General features: G+C 66.6%; 18 protein-coding genes. 7 read left to right on the top strand and 11 right to left on the bottom strand.

What is annotated here, in order from left to right; translation table 11 throughout:
* Positions 1 to 35 precede the first annotated feature (35 nt).
* From CG471_RS17015 to CG471_RS16980, 8 genes are all read right to left on the bottom strand, one after another.
* Complete coding sequence (locus tag CG471_RS17015) at positions 36 to 347, bottom strand: YdeI/OmpD-associated family protein (RefSeq protein WP_099232611.1); 312 nt, start codon at positions 345 to 347, stop codon at positions 36 to 38.
* 30 nt (positions 348 to 377) lie between these two features.
* A complete protein-coding gene (locus CG471_RS17010) occupies positions 378 to 893 on the bottom strand; it encodes a DUF2239 family protein (RefSeq protein ID WP_099232610.1) in 516 nt (171 codons plus the stop codon).
* Positions 894 to 960: 67 nt separating this feature from the next.
* On the bottom strand, positions 961 to 1737 hold the full coding sequence (gene xth / locus CG471_RS17005) for an exodeoxyribonuclease III (RefSeq protein WP_099232609.1): 777 nt from the start codon (positions 1735 to 1737) through the stop codon (positions 961 to 963).
* Between the two features lie 71 nt (positions 1738 to 1808).
* Positions 1809 to 2135, bottom strand: a complete 327-nt coding sequence (erpA, locus tag CG471_RS17000; RefSeq protein WP_004211010.1) for an iron-sulfur cluster insertion protein ErpA — start codon at positions 2133 to 2135, stop codon at positions 1809 to 1811.
* 82 nt (positions 2136 to 2217) lie between these two features.
* Entirely contained in the window at positions 2218 to 2946 is a 729-nt protein-coding gene (locus CG471_RS16995) for a M23 family metallopeptidase (RefSeq protein ID WP_004211009.1), read from the bottom strand.
* 109 nt (positions 2947 to 3055) lie between these two features.
* Entirely contained in the window at positions 3056 to 3865 is an 810-nt protein-coding gene (locus tag CG471_RS16990; protein ID WP_099232608.1) for a ferritin-like domain-containing protein, read from the bottom strand.
* Positions 3862 to 4323: a thioredoxin-dependent thiol peroxidase gene (gene bcp / locus CG471_RS16985; RefSeq protein WP_099232607.1), complete on the bottom strand. Its 462-nt coding sequence runs from the start codon at positions 4321 to 4323 to the stop codon at positions 3862 to 3864. The genes CG471_RS16990 and bcp overlap by 4 nt, the downstream gene beginning before the upstream one ends.
* Complete coding sequence (locus CG471_RS16980; protein WP_099232606.1) at positions 4316 to 7009, bottom strand: bifunctional [glutamine synthetase] adenylyltransferase/[glutamine synthetase]-adenylyl-L-tyrosine phosphorylase; 2694 nt, start codon at positions 7007 to 7009, stop codon at positions 4316 to 4318. The genes bcp and CG471_RS16980 overlap by 8 nt, the downstream gene beginning before the upstream one ends.
* A gap of 86 nt (positions 7010 to 7095) precedes the next feature.
* On the opposite strand from CG471_RS16980, the gene CG471_RS16975 reads away from it, so the two are divergent.
* Complete coding sequence (locus CG471_RS16975) at positions 7096 to 7287, top strand: hypothetical protein (protein WP_099232605.1); 192 nt, start codon at positions 7096 to 7098, stop codon at positions 7285 to 7287.
* Positions 7288 to 7371: 84 nt separating this feature from the next.
* Positions 7372 to 7683, top strand: coding sequence for a hypothetical protein (locus CG471_RS16970; RefSeq protein ID WP_257211583.1), 312 nt, complete (start codon positions 7372 to 7374; stop codon positions 7681 to 7683).
* Between the two features lie 6 nt (positions 7684 to 7689).
* Here the strand turns inward: CG471_RS16970 and CG471_RS16965 are convergent, their stop codons facing one another.
* Entirely contained in the window at positions 7690 to 8580 is an 891-nt protein-coding gene (locus CG471_RS16965) for a neutral zinc metallopeptidase (protein WP_099232603.1), read from the bottom strand.
* Positions 8581 to 8732: 152 nt separating this feature from the next.
* On the opposite strand from CG471_RS16965, the gene CG471_RS16960 reads away from it, so the two are divergent.
* From CG471_RS16960 to CG471_RS16945, 4 genes are all read left to right on the top strand, one after another.
* Complete coding sequence (locus CG471_RS16960) at positions 8733 to 9911, top strand: patatin-like phospholipase family protein (RefSeq protein WP_069337711.1); 1179 nt, start codon at positions 8733 to 8735, stop codon at positions 9909 to 9911.
* Positions 9908 to 10699, top strand: coding sequence for a 3-hydroxybutyrate dehydrogenase (locus CG471_RS16955; protein ID WP_099232602.1), 792 nt, complete (start codon positions 9908 to 9910; stop codon positions 10697 to 10699). Before CG471_RS16960 ends, CG471_RS16955 begins: the two co-directional genes overlap by 4 nt.
* Before the next feature lie 94 nt (positions 10700 to 10793).
* Positions 10794 to 11660: an SDR family NAD(P)-dependent oxidoreductase gene (locus CG471_RS16950; protein WP_099232601.1), complete on the top strand. Its 867-nt coding sequence runs from the start codon at positions 10794 to 10796 to the stop codon at positions 11658 to 11660.
* Entirely contained in the window at positions 11657 to 12571 is a 915-nt protein-coding gene (locus tag CG471_RS16945; protein WP_099232600.1) for an LLM class F420-dependent oxidoreductase, read from the top strand. The genes CG471_RS16950 and CG471_RS16945 overlap by 4 nt, the downstream gene beginning before the upstream one ends.
* Here CG471_RS16945 and CG471_RS16940 read toward each other — a convergent pair.
* Positions 12568 to 13143 (bottom strand): hypothetical protein, encoded by a 576-nt coding sequence (locus CG471_RS16940; protein WP_099232613.1) that lies wholly within the window; start codon positions 13141 to 13143, stop codon positions 12568 to 12570. The genes CG471_RS16945 and CG471_RS16940 overlap by 4 nt on opposite strands.
* A gap of 163 nt (positions 13144 to 13306) precedes the next feature.
* Here CG471_RS16940 and CG471_RS16935 point away from each other — a divergent pair, with 163 nt between their 5' ends.
* Complete coding sequence (locus tag CG471_RS16935; protein WP_099232599.1) at positions 13307 to 14728, top strand: APC family permease; 1422 nt, start codon at positions 13307 to 13309, stop codon at positions 14726 to 14728.
* A 4-nt stretch (positions 14729 to 14732) separates the two neighbouring features.
* Here the strand turns inward: CG471_RS16935 and CG471_RS16930 are convergent, their stop codons facing one another.
* Positions 14733 to 15371, bottom strand: a complete 639-nt coding sequence (locus CG471_RS16930) for a L,D-transpeptidase family protein (protein ID WP_099232612.1) — start codon at positions 15369 to 15371, stop codon at positions 14733 to 14735.
* Positions 15372 to 15389: the final 18 nt, after the last annotated feature.

Raw genomic sequence — 15389 nt, 5'->3', positions numbered from 1 at the left:
GCCCTTCGGTGAGCGTTGGACCTGTCCACGCCGGCCTAGCCCCGCTTCCCCTTGCCCTCGATCAGCACCGCCTGCTGCCAGCGGCTCGGCGCCTTGTCGGTGCGGTGGATGCAGCCGGCCCAGCAGCAAGGGCGCTTCTTGCCCTCCTGCAATTCCTCGACAGTGCGTGCAATGCGCCGCGCGCGGGTCGCGGCCTGCTTGGCATCCTCGACCCAGCAGATGAACTCGTTGCGGCCAAGCGGCGTCAGCCCCTGCCACAGCGCGAAGATGCCGGCGTCAGCCCGGATCGCCGCCTGCATGTCATCGGCCGCCTCATGCACTATGCCCTGAAGGAAATCGTCCGCCATCCAGCCTCTCCGATCATTGCGATGCGCAGGCTAGGCGGAAAAGGCCGGCTCCGCCAGCGCCAGACCATGCGCCCGGATCGCGCCGGGCCAGCCTTCCGCCGCCGCCTCGAACGCCGCCTTGTCCTTGGCATAAAGCGCGCGGATCGCCGCTTCATAGCCGGGCCGATCGCCCGCCATCGCGGTCAGGAAATGATAGGCCGCGTCCATCGCCGCGCGGGGCGATGGCTTGTCCGCGCTCGCCTTCACCGCATCCTCCACCAGTTGCCGCAACGTGGCGGAGGCGCCGCGCGGCTGCGCCGCCAGCCAGTCCCAATGGCGCGGCAGCAGGGTGATCTCGCGCGCCTGCACCCCCATCTTGGGTCGCCCCCGCCCCCGCGGCGCCGCATCGACCTGCAGGTCGATATCCACCTGCCGTCCGGTGCGATCGTCGAACAGCAGGATATTCTGCGCGTCATCCCCCATGGCACGCAGCGCCGCGCGCACCTCGTCCTCGTCGCCGGTCGCGATCCAATAGTCGCCCGAAAAGGCCGTCAATGTGCGGTCCATGCCGAATCTCCTTCGGCACGGTATTTATTACCCGGATATAATATAGTCAATAATATCCGGATTAAATTCAGATATCGCGCAGCTCGACCCAGGTCGGCGCATGATCGCTCGCCTTTTCCCGGCCGCGAAACGCCTTGTCGACCTGGGCGTCGACCAGCCGGTCGGCCGCCGCCGGGCTCAGCAGCAGATGGTCGATGCGGAAGCCCGCGTCGCGCGGCCAGGCACCGGCCTGATAGTCCCAATAGGTCCACACCCCACCGGCCGGATGGCGGGTCAGGATCGAATCGGTCCAGCCATCGCCCAGCAGCCGGCGATAGGCCTCCCGGCTTTCGGGCTGCATCAGCGCATCGTCCGCCATCGCCTTGGGCGAATAGATGTCCACGTCGCGCGGGATGACATTATAGTCGCCAGCCAGGATGGCGGGTACTTCCTCCGCCCAGATTTCCGCCGCCCGTTCCCGCAGCCGCTTCATCCAGCGCAGCTTGTAATCGAATTTCGGCCCCGGCTGGGGATTGCCGTTGGGCAGGTAGATGCTGGCGACCCGCACCCCCTTCACATCGGCTTCCAGATAGCGGCTCTGCTCGTCCTCGGGCTCGCCGTCCAGCCCCCGGCGCACCTCCACCGGCTGGTCGCCGCGCGCCAGGATGGCCACGCCGTTAAAGCCCTTCTGCCCATGCCAGATCACGCCATAGCCGGCATCCTCGATATCCTTGACCGGAAAGGTCTCGTCGGACGTCTTGATTTCCTGCAGGCAGGCAATGTCGGGCCGGGTCTCGTCCAGCCATTCCAGCAGGCGCGGCAGCCGCGCCTTGATGCCGTTGATGTTGAAGGTGGCGATACGCATAATGGACCTGTCTCTTTCGCTGTCCACTTCCCTTTAGAGAAGTGGGCTGCGTCTACAAGCCAATGCGCCGATCAGACCGAGAAGCTGGTGCCGCAGCCGCAACCGGCGGTCGCGTTGGGATTGGTCACCTTGAACGCCGCGCCGCCCAGGTCCGACACGAAATCGACCGCGGAGCCGCGCACCAGGTCCAGGCTGACATCGTCTACCACCAGCGTCACGCCATCGCGCTCCACCGCCAGATCCTCGGCCTCCACCTGCTCGGCCAGACCAAAGCGATATTGAAAGCCCGAACAGCCGCCGCCTTCCACGGCCAGCCGCAATATGGCGGGCTTGCCCTGCTTGGCGGCGATCGCCGCGACGCGCGCGGCAGCGGAGGGGGTGAGGTCAATATCGGCCATGGCGCCTAGATAGGATCAAGCAAAAGCCCCGGCAACCCATGGGCACCGGGGCTTTGGAAAAGTCGGGATCAAAAGCGGTCGATCAGTCGACGGCCTTTTCGTCCGCCTTGGTCGGGCCGCCCATGGCGACCGGCGGCTTGGTGTTCATCGCGATCAGATAATCGGGACCGGCGACGAACGGGATCGGGTTGATCGCCGCGCCATCGACGCGGACTTCATAATGGAGGTGGCTGCCGGTCGAACGGCCGGTCGACCCCATCAGGCCGATCACCTGGCCGCGATGGACATAGGAGTTGGGCGCAACCAGCAGCTTCGACATATGGCCGTAGCGGGTTTCCATGCCATTGCCGTGCGAGATCTGGACCAGGTTGCCATAACCGCTGGCCCAGCCGGCGCGGCTGATGATGCCGTCGGCGGTCGCGTGGATCGGGGTGCCGATGGGCCCTGGAATATCAATGCCCTTGTGCATGCGGGCGCTGCGGTTGAACGGGTCGGAACGCACGCCGAAGTTCGAGGTCAGCGACAGCTTCTCGACCGGGCGGCCCGAGGGGATATAGGCCGCGGTCTTGGCGTTGCCGTCCATGCGCTGCAGGCTGGAAAAGATGTTGGAGAAGCCGACATCGGCCGGGCCGAGCGCGCTGGTGTTGATTTCCGAGGCGTCGCCATATGGATCATCTTCATCCTTGGCGTTGGCCGGGGCTGCGGCGCACATCACGCCTACCATGCCGACCATCCCGAAAATCTTGGCCGTCTTGCTGGCCGATTGGAACCAACGCGCACCAAGCGCATTCACAGTACGAAGAATCAACATGCCGACCCCGACTTATGCCCGCGAAGGCTTTTGCCTCTCGTGGGTTCCCCATGTTCAATAAAATGGCGACCTAGATCGCCCCCGCTGGATGCAGACTGCAAATCGCCGCTCAGCTTGCAAGCGCGTCGTAGAAATCCCGCGTCAAACCGGCCTGCCGACGCGCCGAGTCGTTGAACGGTGGCTTAACGCTTCCCCGAAAATGGCGTTTCACAAGGATTTGGTAATGTTTGACGGGGTCTAGCCCCAATCGGTTCGTCGCCTGGTTGAACCATGTCGTCCCCGCCGACACATGGCGAATCTCATCCGTCATAATCCGCTGCAACATCTTTGCGGATATATGGTCGCCCACCCCCTCGAACCGCGCGATCGTGGACGGCGTGATGTCCAGCGCGCGGGCCTCCAGCACCATCGGCACCACGGCCAGCCGCGCCAGCGCATCACCCGCCGTCTCGCTCGCCGCCTGCCACAGCCCGTCATGCGCGGGCAACGCGCCATAATGGCTGCCCAGCTGCCGCAACCGTCGGTCGAGCAGCGCGAAATGCATCGCCTCGTCCGCGCCGACCCGCATCCATTCGTCGGTGAAGCCCGCCGGAAATTCGCCGCCGAAGCGCCCGATCAGGTCGAACGCCAGGTCGATCGCGACGAACTCGATATGCGCCAGCGCGTGCAGCATCGCGATCCGCCCGCGATCCGTGCCCATCTTGCTGCGCCTGGGCATTTGCCCCGGCGGCAGCAGTTCGGGCGTATCGGGCCGGGCCGGCCGATCGGGCATCACCGCGTCGAACCGATGCGCCAGCCGGCCCAGCCGCCAGGCTCGCGCCACCGCCCGCGCCGCCATCAGCTTGGCGGTCGGGTCGGCGATTTGGAGCACATGGGCGCACCCCGCGCCCACGGAATCGATAGCAGGTGGCAGGGTCAAAGCGCCTTCGCCGCCTCCAGCACTTCGGCGGCATGGCCCTTGACCTTCACCTTGGGCCAGACCCGCACGACCTTGCCGTCGCCGTCCGCCAGGAAGGTCGCCCGCGCGATCCCCATATATTGGCGGCCATAAAGCGACTTTTCGACCCAGGTGCCGAACGCCTCGCAGGCCGTGCCCGGCTCGTCCGACGCCAGCGTCACCGCCAGCCCATATTTGTCGCCGAACTTCTTGAGCTTGGCCGGCTTGTCCTTCGACACGCCAACCACCGCCACGCCCAGCGCCGCAAATTCGCTCGCCAGTTCGGTGAAATCCTTCGCCTCGCTGGTGCAGCCGGGCGTATCTGCCTTGGGATAGAAATAGACCACCACCGGCTTGCCGCGATAGCGCGCCAGGCTGAAATCCGCGCCATCCGCATCCGTCAGCGCCACGTCGGGTAGCATCGCTCCCTGTTCAAGCATGTTGATCCTCCTGATAGGACGCGGCCAACGCGCGCCATGCGTCGCCGACGCTTTGCCGGGCCTTGGCATAGCTTTCAAGCAGCGCGTCCCAATCGGCCGCGCCACAGGCCCGCGCCACCAGCGGCCGGGTCGCCTCCGGCGGCTCGGTCGACTTGGGCGACACCAGCCGCGACACGATCAGGAAGCGGGTGATCAGCTCCTGGGCCGGGATCAGCTCGGCGGGCAGATGGCCGGCCGCCACCAACTCGGCCAGCGCCTGGCCCAGATCCGGGTCGAACCCCATGCGATAATGGAACTGGCTGATGTGGATCAGGAACTCGATGTCGACGAGCCCGCCGGGCACCAGCTTGACGTCCAGCTCGCTTGCCGGCGGCTTGTGCCGGGCAATGTCGCCGCGCATCTTCACCGCCTGCCGCGCCAGTTCGTCGAAATCGCGCGGCCGTTGCAGCGTCTCGGTCAGGATCGCCTCCAGCGCGCTACGCGCCTGCGCCGATCCAAATACCGGCCGCGCCCGCGTCAGCGCCAGATGCTCCCAGGTCCAGGCTTCCTCGCGCTGATATTTGGCGAAGCTGTCGAGACTGACCGCCAGCAGCCCCTGCGCGCCCGACGGCCGCAGCCGCGTATCCACCTCATAAAGCGGCCCCGCCGCCGTCGACACCGACAGCGCATTGGTGATCCGCTGGCCCAGGCGGTTGAAATATTGGGTCGCGCCCAGTGGCCGCGCCCCATCCGATTCCGTCAGGAAATCGCCGGTGAAGAGGTAAACCAGGTCCAGATCCGACGCATGGGTCAGCACCCCGCCGCCCATCCGCCCCAGCGCCAGGATCACCATCTCGCCACCCGGCACCTTGCCATGGGCGCTCTCGAACTCGGCCACGGTGGCGCCCGCCAGCGCCTCGATCGCCGCCTCCGCCACCCGGCCATAGCCGCGCCCGGCCTCCAGCGGATCGCCGCCCCGTACGATCTGCACGCCCAGCGCAAAGCGGCGATCATTCACCCGCTGCCGCACCCGGTCGAGCAGCGCCTGATAATCCTCGCCCGCCTCCAGCGCGGAAAATTGCTGCGCCAGGACATCGACCGGCGGCACGGGGTCAAAGGCTGAGGCATCGATCAGCCCTTCGAGCAGCTCGACCCGGCGGCTCAGCACATCGGCCAGCGCCGGTGCATGGCTCAATATCTCGGCCAGCAATTCGACCAGCCCCGGCCGCGCGCCCAGCAGCTTGAAGAAATTGATCGCGCTCGGCAGCCGGCCGATCATGTCGTCCAGCCGGTTGAGCGCCCGGCCCGGATCGGGCGCGGTGGCGATCGCGGGCATCAGCACCGGCAACAGCCGCTCCAGCGCCTCGCGCGACGCGCCGCTGCGCAGCGAGCGGATCGTTCCGTCACGCCAATGGGCGACCCGCGCCGCCGCCCAGTCGGCATCGGCAAAACCCATCTCCTTGAGCTGCGCCTTCAACCTGTCCTCGTCATGCGACAGGCTGCCATCGTCGGGCGCGGCGGTCAGGCGATCATAATTGGCGCCCACCCACTCGACATGCGGCCACAGCAGGTCGAGCAGCGCCGCCGCGTCCGCCAGGCCATGCAAGCGCGCGACATTGTCCAGCGAGTCCGGGTTCTTGGGCAATTCATGGGTCTGGCGATCCTCGACCATCTGCAAGCGATGCTCGATCGTGCGGAACAGGACATAGGCCTCGTCCAACCGCGCGGCCACCTCCGCCTCGATCACCCCCGCCGCCGCCAGCGCACGCAGCGCCGTGCGCGTATGACCCGACCGCAATGACGGGTCGCGCCCGCCATGGATCAGTTGATGGACCTGGGCGAAAAACTCCACCTCGCGAATGCCGCCCCGCCCGCGCTTCAGGTCATAGCCCGGCCCGAACGCCTGCCCCTGCGCATAATGATCGCGGATGCGCCGGCTGATGTCAGTGATCGCGTCGATCGCACCGAAATCCAGGCTGCGTCGCCACACGAACGGCCGGATCTGGCGCAGGAAATAATCGCCCAGCGCCATGTCGCCCGCCGCCGGCCGGGCGCGGATGAAGGCCGCCTGTTCCCAACCCATCGCGGTCGATTCATAATAGCCGATCGCCGCCTCCACCGGCAGCGCGATCGGCGTCGCTTCGGGCGACGGCCGCAGCCGCAGGTCGACGCGAAAGACATAGCCGTCGCCATCGCGCGCGTTCAGTATTTCGCTGACCCGCCGGCCGAGCCGCACTGCTGCGTCGGCCACATCCTCCCGCTCGCCATGCGGCAGGGTGGTGGGATCATAGAGCAGGATCGGGTCGATATCCGACGAATAATTGAGTTCCCGGCTGCCATGCTTGCCCAACGCCAGCACGACGAAACCCTGTGGCACGGCATCGGGGTAACGTTCGGCAAAGGTCGCCGCCAGCGCCTCCGCCAGCGCCTGGTCGGCAAAGTCGGACAGGGTGCGCGTCACCCGGTCCATGTCCCAGGCCCCGGCCAGGTCCGCCGCCGCCGTCACCAGCGCGATCGCCCCGCGCCGCCGCCGCAGCGATTTGGCCACGCCATCCTCCGGCATGCCCTGCGCCTGCGCCGCCGCCATCGCCGCGTCGAAATCGCCCGCCGCCAGCAGCGCGACGACGGCCGGATAGCGGTCCATCTGCCGCGCCAGAAAAGGCGAATGCGCGCGTATCCGCGCTTCCAGGTCGATCCAGTCCGTCACGCTTCCGTCTCCTTGTTGACGGCGATATCGCGTCCGAATGCGACGAAATCCAGAAACTTTTGGCTTACATGGCCGTTCTGTCTCTCATGGAAATGCAGCGCAAACCTCTTGGCCGGTCGGCACCGGGACAGGACAGCGGCGGCGGTCGCGTCGTCAATGTTTCCCTGCCCCTGCCCTATGAGGGCGTGGGCAAGGCGCTGCGGTCCAGCTTCTCCGCGCAGCGCGACACTCTGCCGGACGACATGCTGGCTCTGTTGGCAAAGCTTGATCAGCATTAACCAATAAAGCGCAGACATTTTTTCATGTCTTGCCGCTAAGGCCCGAATCTCTTTCCATTTTTAGGCGGGAATGCGGGTCAATCGATGATGTACAAGGTCTTTGCCGGCGGCACGCTGGTGGTCGCACCGATGATCGTCCTGGCGCTGCAGAATTTCGCGCCGCATCACCAGCCGCTTCCCCAGCCTAGCGAAGAACAGCCGGTCGCCACGCCGGTCGCGCCGCCACCTCCACCCGTCGCCCCCAGTGCGCCGCAGGACTTTGCCGTCCCGTCCTCGGGGGAGCCGATGGCCGATGCCGGCCAGCCGAGCATCATGCCGCCGCTGGACACGGCCGCGTCCGTCAGTCCGGGGTCGACGGGCTCGCCCCCGCCGGGTTCCCCCAACGCCGAACATTGATCGCAGCTACAGCGCCCCTTTGAACGTGTCGCACTGGGCCGGATCGCCGCTATCCAGCCCCTTGCGCAGCCAGCTCATGCGCTGCTCGCTGGTGCCATGGGTGAAGCTTTCCGGCACCGGGCGGCGCCCGGCCGACTTCTGCAGCGTATCGTCGCCGATCGACTGCGCCGCCTTCATCCCCTCTTCCAGATCGCCCGGCTCCATCAAGCCGGTACGCTTGGCCCAGACGCCGGCATAGCAGTCGGCCTGCAGCTCCACCTTCACCTGCAACGCATTGCCCTGCGCCTCGCTGACGCGGCGCTGCTGCTGGTTCACCTGGCCCAGCGTGCCTTCCAGATCCTGGACATGATGGCCCACCTCATGCGCGATCACATAGGCCTGGGCAAAATCGCCCGGCGCGCCGAAGCGGTCGCGCAATTCGGTGAAGAAGTCGGTGTCGAGATAGACCTTCTGGTCGTTCGGGCAATAAAATGGCCCCATCGCGCTTTGCGCCGCGCCGCAGCCCGACGTGCCGCTCTGCGCATAGAAGGACAGGACCGTGGGCGTATAGGTCTGCCCCGATTCCTTGAAGATCTGGCCCCAGACCCGCTCGGTCGATCCCAGAACCTTCAGCGACCAGTGCTGGATCTCGGTCAGCTTGCTTGCGTCCTGGCTGCCCGCCGGCTCGCTCTGCGGCGCCTGCTGCACGCCGCCACCGCCGCTCATCAGGCTCAGCGGATTGACGCCCATCACCGCCAGGATGATCAGCACCACGACGATGCCACCACAGCCGAAGCGACTGCCGATCAGCGGCAGCAGCAATCCCAGGCCACCCATCCCGCCGCCGCCGCCGAAACCGCCGCCGCGTCCGTCCTGCACCTCGAAATTGCTGCTTTCCTGTTCGTCGTCGAGCCGCACCCTGGCCTCCCTCGCATCCTGTTCCTGTGCCTACTGCATAACCGGCTGGCTGCAAACCATCCGCTGCCGATGCACGTTCCATCGACGGGAAGGACTTTGTTACGAGACATTAAGTTGGAATGGCCGGACCAAAACCTATATTGCAGTGCGACATGGCCGACACCGAATCCCGACCGCGCCGCCGCGCCACCACGCCCCTCCCCCTCCCCCGCGAAGTCGCATTGCTGTTGCAGGGGGGCGGCGCGCTCGGCTCCTTCCAGGCCGGCGTCTATCAGCGGCTCGACGAGCTTGGCGTGGATGTCAGCTGGGTCGCGGGCATTTCGATCGGCGCGGTCAATGCCGCGATCATCGCCGGCAATCCACCGCACCGGCGCCTGAGCCAGCTCAAGAAATTCTGGCTGACCGTCTCGGGCGGCATGCCCAACATGATCCTGCCGGAAATCGACCATATCCGCGAAGCCGCCCATCTGATGGCCGCGGGCACGGTCGCGACCCTGGGCGTGCCCGGCATGTTCCGCCCGCGCCTGTGGCCCGCGCCGCTGATGCCCGAAGGATCGGCCGGCGCGATCAGCTTCTATGACAGCGCGCCCTTGAAGGACACGCTCGACGCCTGCGTCGACTGGGATCTGCTCAATGACGGCCCGGTCCGCCTGTCGGTCGGTGCGGTCGATGTCGAAAGCGGCAACTTCGCTTATTGGGACACGCGCGGACCGGGCGGCAACACCCGCATCGACGCGCGCCACATCATGGCCTCAGGCGCGCTGCCGCCGGGCCTGCCCCCGGTCGAGATCGATGGGCGCTGGTATTGGGATGGCGGCATCGTCTCCAACACCCCGCTCGCCCATGTCCTCAACCACCAGACCGACGACATGCTCGTCTTCCAGGTCGATCTCTTCCCGGCCGAAGGGCCGATGCCGCGGCAGATGACCGATGTCTATTCGCGCATGAAGGACATCCAGTATAGCAGCCGCACCCGGCAGGTGACCGACCAGTATCTGCGCCTGCGCCGCGAGCATGGCGCGATCAAGGCGCTGCTCGACAAGCTGCCGCCCGAACTGCAGGACGGGCCGGAGGCGCAGAAGCTGCGCGACATGCTCGATGGCGGATCGGTCAACATCGTCCACCTCATCTACCGCACCCGCGCCTGGGAAAGCGGCGCCAAGGATTTCGAATTTTCCCGCGCGACCATGCTTGACCATTGGAGCCAGGGTCGCGAGGCGGTGGAAGAAGTGATGCACAAGGGCGATCTCATCGCCCGCAACATTCTCGACGGAAAGAGCGCGACCTTCGATCTCGACGCGCCGGATCATCTCAAGGAGAAAATGGCATGAGCAAGTCCCTCGCTGGCAAGACCGCCCTGATCACCGGTTCCACCTCGGGCATCGGGCTTGCCTATGCCAAGGCGCTGGCCGGCGAAGGCGCCAATGTCGTGATCAACGGCTTCGGCGATGCGGACGGAATCGAGAAGGAACGGCTCGGCCTTGAAGCCCTCTCGGGCGCCAAGGCGCTCTACAGCGGCCATGACCTGACCAAGGTCGACCAGATCGAGGCGATGATGCAGGAAGCGGCCGATGCGTTCGGCGGCATCGACATCCTCATCAACAATGCCGGCATGCAGCATGTCGCCCCGGTCGAGGAATTCCCGCTCGACAAATGGGATCTCATCATCGCGCTCAACCTCAACGCCGCCTTCCACACCACCCGCCTCGCCATTCCCTACATGAAGGACAAGAAGTGGGGCCGGATCATCCAGACCGCCTCGGCCCACTCGCTGGTCGCCTCGCCCTTCAAGAGCGCCTATGTGACCGCCAAGCATGGCCTCAACGGCTTCACCAAGACGGTCGCACTGGAAGTCGCCACCTTCGGCATCACCGCCAACTGCATCTCGCCCGGCTATGTCTGGACTCCGCTCGTGGAAAACCAGATTCCCGACACGATGAAGGCGCGGAACATGACCCGCGAGCAGGTGATGAACGACGTGCTGCTCGCCGGCCAGCCGACCAAGCAGTTCGTCACCGCCGAACAGGTCGCCGCCACGGCCCTCTATCTCTGCAGCGACGCCGCCGCCCAGATCACCGGCGCCAATCTCTCGATCGACGGCGGCTGGACCGCCCAATAAGCGCCATCGCCCGGTCGATATGACCGGGCACGCGATTGACTCCCCTTCCCCCTTGGCCGCGAACTGACGGCCAAAAGGGGAAGAGGATCGCGCCATGGCGCCAGACCAGTGCCGCATCACCGATCAGGTCGCCATCGTCACCGGCGGCGGCGCGGGCATCGGCCGCGCCATCGCGCTCGCCTTGGCAAAATCCGGCGCGGATATCGTCATTGCCGACATCCTCCCCGAACGCGGCGCGGAAGTCGCGGCGCGCGTTGCGGAGCATGGCCGCGCCTGCCTCGCCATCCCGACCGACATGGCCCAGCCCGATCAGGTCGCGGCGATGGTGGACGCGGCCCAGGCCCGCTTTGGCCGCATCGACATCCTCGTCAACAATGCCGGCGGCGTCAGTCGCAAACCCTTTCTCGACCAGAGCCAGAATAGCTGGCGCCGCCATATCGACCTCAACCTCGTCTCGATGCTCGCCGCCACCTCGGCCGCCGTGCCGTACATCATCGCGGGCGGGCGCGGCGGCACCATCATCAACGTCTCCAGCATCGAAGGATCGCGCGCTGCGCCGGGCTATGCCGTCTATGCCGCGTGCAAGGCGGGAATGAACAATTTCACCCGGACCATGGCGCTGGAGTTGGCCGACCATGGCATCCGCGTGAACGCGATCGCGCCCGATTTCACGACGACGCCGGGCACGCGCGGCAATCCCCCCGGCCCTGTCGACGAAGCGACCTGGTTCCCCGTGCCGCCCGCCATGGCCGATGCCACCGCCCGCCGCATCCCGCTGCAACGGCCCGGCATCGACCGCGAATGCGGCCAGGCCGCCCTGTTCCTCGCCTCGCCCATGAGCAGCTACATCACCGGGACCATATTGCCGGTCGACGGCGGCAGCTGGGCCTCGTCGGGCTGGGTCCGCAATGCCGCCCGCCAATGGGTGCTGGTCGAACCGCATGGAGTGTCCGACGCATGAAGATCAACGTCCCCCTGCCCTTCGACCATGCCGACCTGCCCGGCGAGTTCGGCACGATGGCCGCGGTCGCGGAAATCGGCCGCACGGTGGAACAGGCCGGCTTCCACGCCGGCCTCGTCACCGACCATCCGGTGCCCACCGGCCGCTGGCTCGACGCTGGTGGCCATCATGCCCAGTCGCCCTTCGTCATGCTCGCCCTGCTCGCGGCCCACACCACGACCCTGCGGCTCCAGACCGGCATCCTCGTCCTGCCCTATCGCAATCCCTTCATCGTCGCGCGCGACATCACCACGCTCGACGCCTTCGCCGGCGGCCGGGTGACGCTCAGCGTGGGTGCGGGCTATCTCAAGGGCGAATATCGCGCGCTCGGCGTCGACTTCGAGCAGCGCAACGAGCTGATGGACGAATATCTGCGCGCCATCCGCGCTGCCACCAGCGGCGAAGAGTTCGCCTTCGAAGGCACCGGCTATCAGGCGTTCGGCAATCGCATCATCCCGGGATCGCCGCAAAAGCCGGGCCTGCCCCTCTATGTCGGCGGCAATGCCAAGCGCGCCATCCGCCGCGTGGTCGATCTCGCCGATGGCTGGAACCCCTTCTTCACCGCCGGCGGCGGCGTCAACAGCGCCACCACCCGCACCGCCGCGATGGAGAATGAGGACGATCTGAAAGCCGGCATCGCCTATATGCGCGACTATGCGGCGCAGGTCGGCCGCAGCGCTTTGCCCGACGTGATCCTGGGCGGCGTCAACAAGCCGGGCGAGGATCTGTCCAACCAGCAGATCGTCGATCGCATCGGCACCTATGCGCAACTGGGCGTCACCGCCTGCGGCGTCACGGTCAAGGGCCGTACCCGTTCCCAATGGTGCGACAATGCCGCCCGCATCGGCGAAGAGGTGATCGCGAAGATCTAGGGGACGCCGATCACCGTTTCAGGCTGCTCGGGATAAGCACGCAGCAGCGCGTTGCACAGCGCCGTGGCAGCACTATCCCGCTTGTCGGCCGGGCGCACCGTCACCGCGCTGCCGCTCCAGATCACGGCCGCGTCGCCGCGCCGGTGCAGACGCATCTCCAGTTCGGTGCGTTCCAGCGCGACATGGCGCGTCTTGCCGGACGGCACCGCCAGCGAGAGGCTCGATCCCACCGCGCCGGATACGCCGCCAGGCATCAGGTCGGAATTGCTCTTCTCGACCTTGCCGGTCCCGGTCCCGACCTCGGACGCGCGGATGACCAGTTCCATGACCAGCGCGGCATGGCCGTCGTCCAGCAAGGTGAAGCCCTTGTCCGACAGGGCAAGGGTGGCCGCATCGACAAAGGCGTCGGCCGCGCCCGCCTGTCCGCTCGCATCCTCCCGCATGGACACCGATATGGTGCCGCCGCTCGGCACATCCGCCGCCGATGCCATCGTCGGCAACAGCATCGCCGCCGCCACCATCAGCATGGATCGCGCCCATTTCCGCGCGCCGGGCAATTGCTTCTGATCCATCAAGGCTCGATCATCCATCCCAAGCCGAACAGGTCGGCGGCCAACACCCCCATGCCTAGCCCAGCGGCAGCCTGCCGACAATCGCGCGCCCCGCCGGTCGCGCCGCTCCATTCTCACACGATATTCATTTGCCTTCCCGCGCCCGGCATGACAGCGGCGGAGCATGACGAACCGACCGCCCCGCCATCCGCTCCTGATCGCGCTGCTGCGCTGCAAGCCGGTGCTCGACTTCATCGGCGACGATCCGGACAGCAAACCGCTCGCCCGCAATATCGGCCTGTTCCAGCTGACCATGCTGGGCGTCGGCGCGACCATCGGCACCGGCATCTTCGTCGCCCTGACCACCGCCGTGCCCGAAGCGGGGCCGGCGGTCACTTTGTCCTTCGTCATCGCCGGCATCACCGCCGCGCTGACCGCGCTCTGCTATGCCGAAATGGCCTCGGCCGTGCCGGCGTCGGGCTCCTCCTATTCCTATGCCTATGCGACCATGGGCGAACTCGCCGCCTTCCTGATCGGCAGTTGCCTGTTGCTGGAATATGGCGTCTCCGCCTCCGCCATCGCCGTGGGTTGGGGGCAATATCTCAATGAGCTTCTCTCGATCAGCACCGGCTGGCGCCTGCCCGACATCATCGCCCGGCCGCCCGGCGCAGGCGGCATCGTCAACCTGCCCGCCGTGCTGCTGGTGGGCCTGTGCCTCATCCTGCTGCTGCGCGGCACGCGGGAATCGACCACCGCCAACGCCATATTGGTGATCGCCAAGCTCGCCGTGCTGGCGCTGTTCGTGGTGGTCGCGCTCGCCCATTTCCAGCCGACCAATTTCCACCCCTTCGCGCCCAAGGGCATGGTCGGCATCGGCGCTGCCGCCTCCTCCATCTTCTTTTCCTATATCGGTATCGACGCGGTCTCGACCGCAGGCGAGGAAGTGCGCAATCCGCGTCGCGACCTGCCGCTCGCGATCATCCTGTCGCTGCTGATCGTCACCGCCGCCTATATATTGGTCGCGGTCGCGGCGATCGGCGCCCAGCCCTGGACCGAATTTGCCGGGCAGGAAGCGGGCCTGGCCGTCATCCTCCACAACCTCACCGGCGCGGGCTGGCCGGCGGTGATCCTGTCACTGGGCGCCATCGCCTCGATCTTCAGCGTCACCCTGGTGGTGATCTACGGCCAGACCCGCATCCTCTATGCCATGGGCCGCGACGGGCTGCTGCCCGCCTTCTTCTGCCGGGTCGATCCGGTGCGCCATGTGCCGCGCCAGAATACATGGATCGTCGCGATCGGCGTCGCCCTGCTCGCCGCCTTCGTGCCATTGGACGTGCTGGTCAACCTTACCAGCATGGGCACGCTGATCGCCTTTGCCACCGTGTCGATCGGCGTCATCATCCTGCGCCGCACCCGGCCGGATCTGCCGCGCGGCTACAAGGTGCCCTTCTATCCGGTCCTGCCGATCGCCAGCACGCTCTTCTGCGCCTATCTGATCTTCGGCCTGCCGGCCGACACCTATGCGCTGTTCGCGGTCTGGGTTGGTGCGGCCGCCCTGCTCTATTTCGGCTATTCGATGCGGCGCTCGGCACTGGCCCAGCGCTGATCGGTCAGCGGCGCGATACGCGCGGCACGAAGATGATCGGGTCGATATCCAGCACCGGCTTTGCCGGCGCAGGCGCAGCGACCTTGACCACGGCGTCCGCCGCCGCCATCTGCTCGATCGTCAGCGAGGGATGCAGCCGATCCCTGGTCACCGTCACCAGCCCGCCCAGGCTGGTCATGCCGAACAGCTTCTGGGCAAAGGCATAGGGCAGGCGGATGCAGCCATGGCTGGCCGGATAGCCCGGATTATGCCCGGCATGCAGCGCGATGCCATCCCAGGTCAGCCGCTGCATGAAGGGCATGGGCGCATTGCTGTAGAGATTGGACCGGTGCCACTGATTCTTCTGCAGAATCGGATAGTCGCCGGTCGGCGTGCGGTGCCCCGCCATGCCGGTCGACACGCTCGCCATGCCGACCAGCCGGTCGCCGCTATAGACATGGGCCATCTGTCGATCGATGCTGATGACCAGATGGATCGGCCCGTCGAGCGGCCCCTCCTCCAGCCAGCGATAGCCACCCGGCGCCAGTGCGCCGGCCTTGGCCGCCGATCGCGCGCGCTTGACCGGCGCAGCCGCCTGCACCGGCAGCGACAGCGCGCCGACAAGCAGGAACAGGCTGGAAAGGCCGGAACGGGCGAAGGACATGAATCCCTTCTTAAGCAT

The sequence above is a fragment of the Sphingobium sp. IP1 genome (genome assembly GCF_002708645.1).
Taxonomy (GTDB): Bacteria; Pseudomonadota; Alphaproteobacteria; order Sphingomonadales; family Sphingomonadaceae; genus Sphingobium; species Sphingobium yanoikuyae.
Note: the sequence above shows the minus strand (reverse complement) of the source record. Positions and strands in the feature narration are given on the sequence as shown.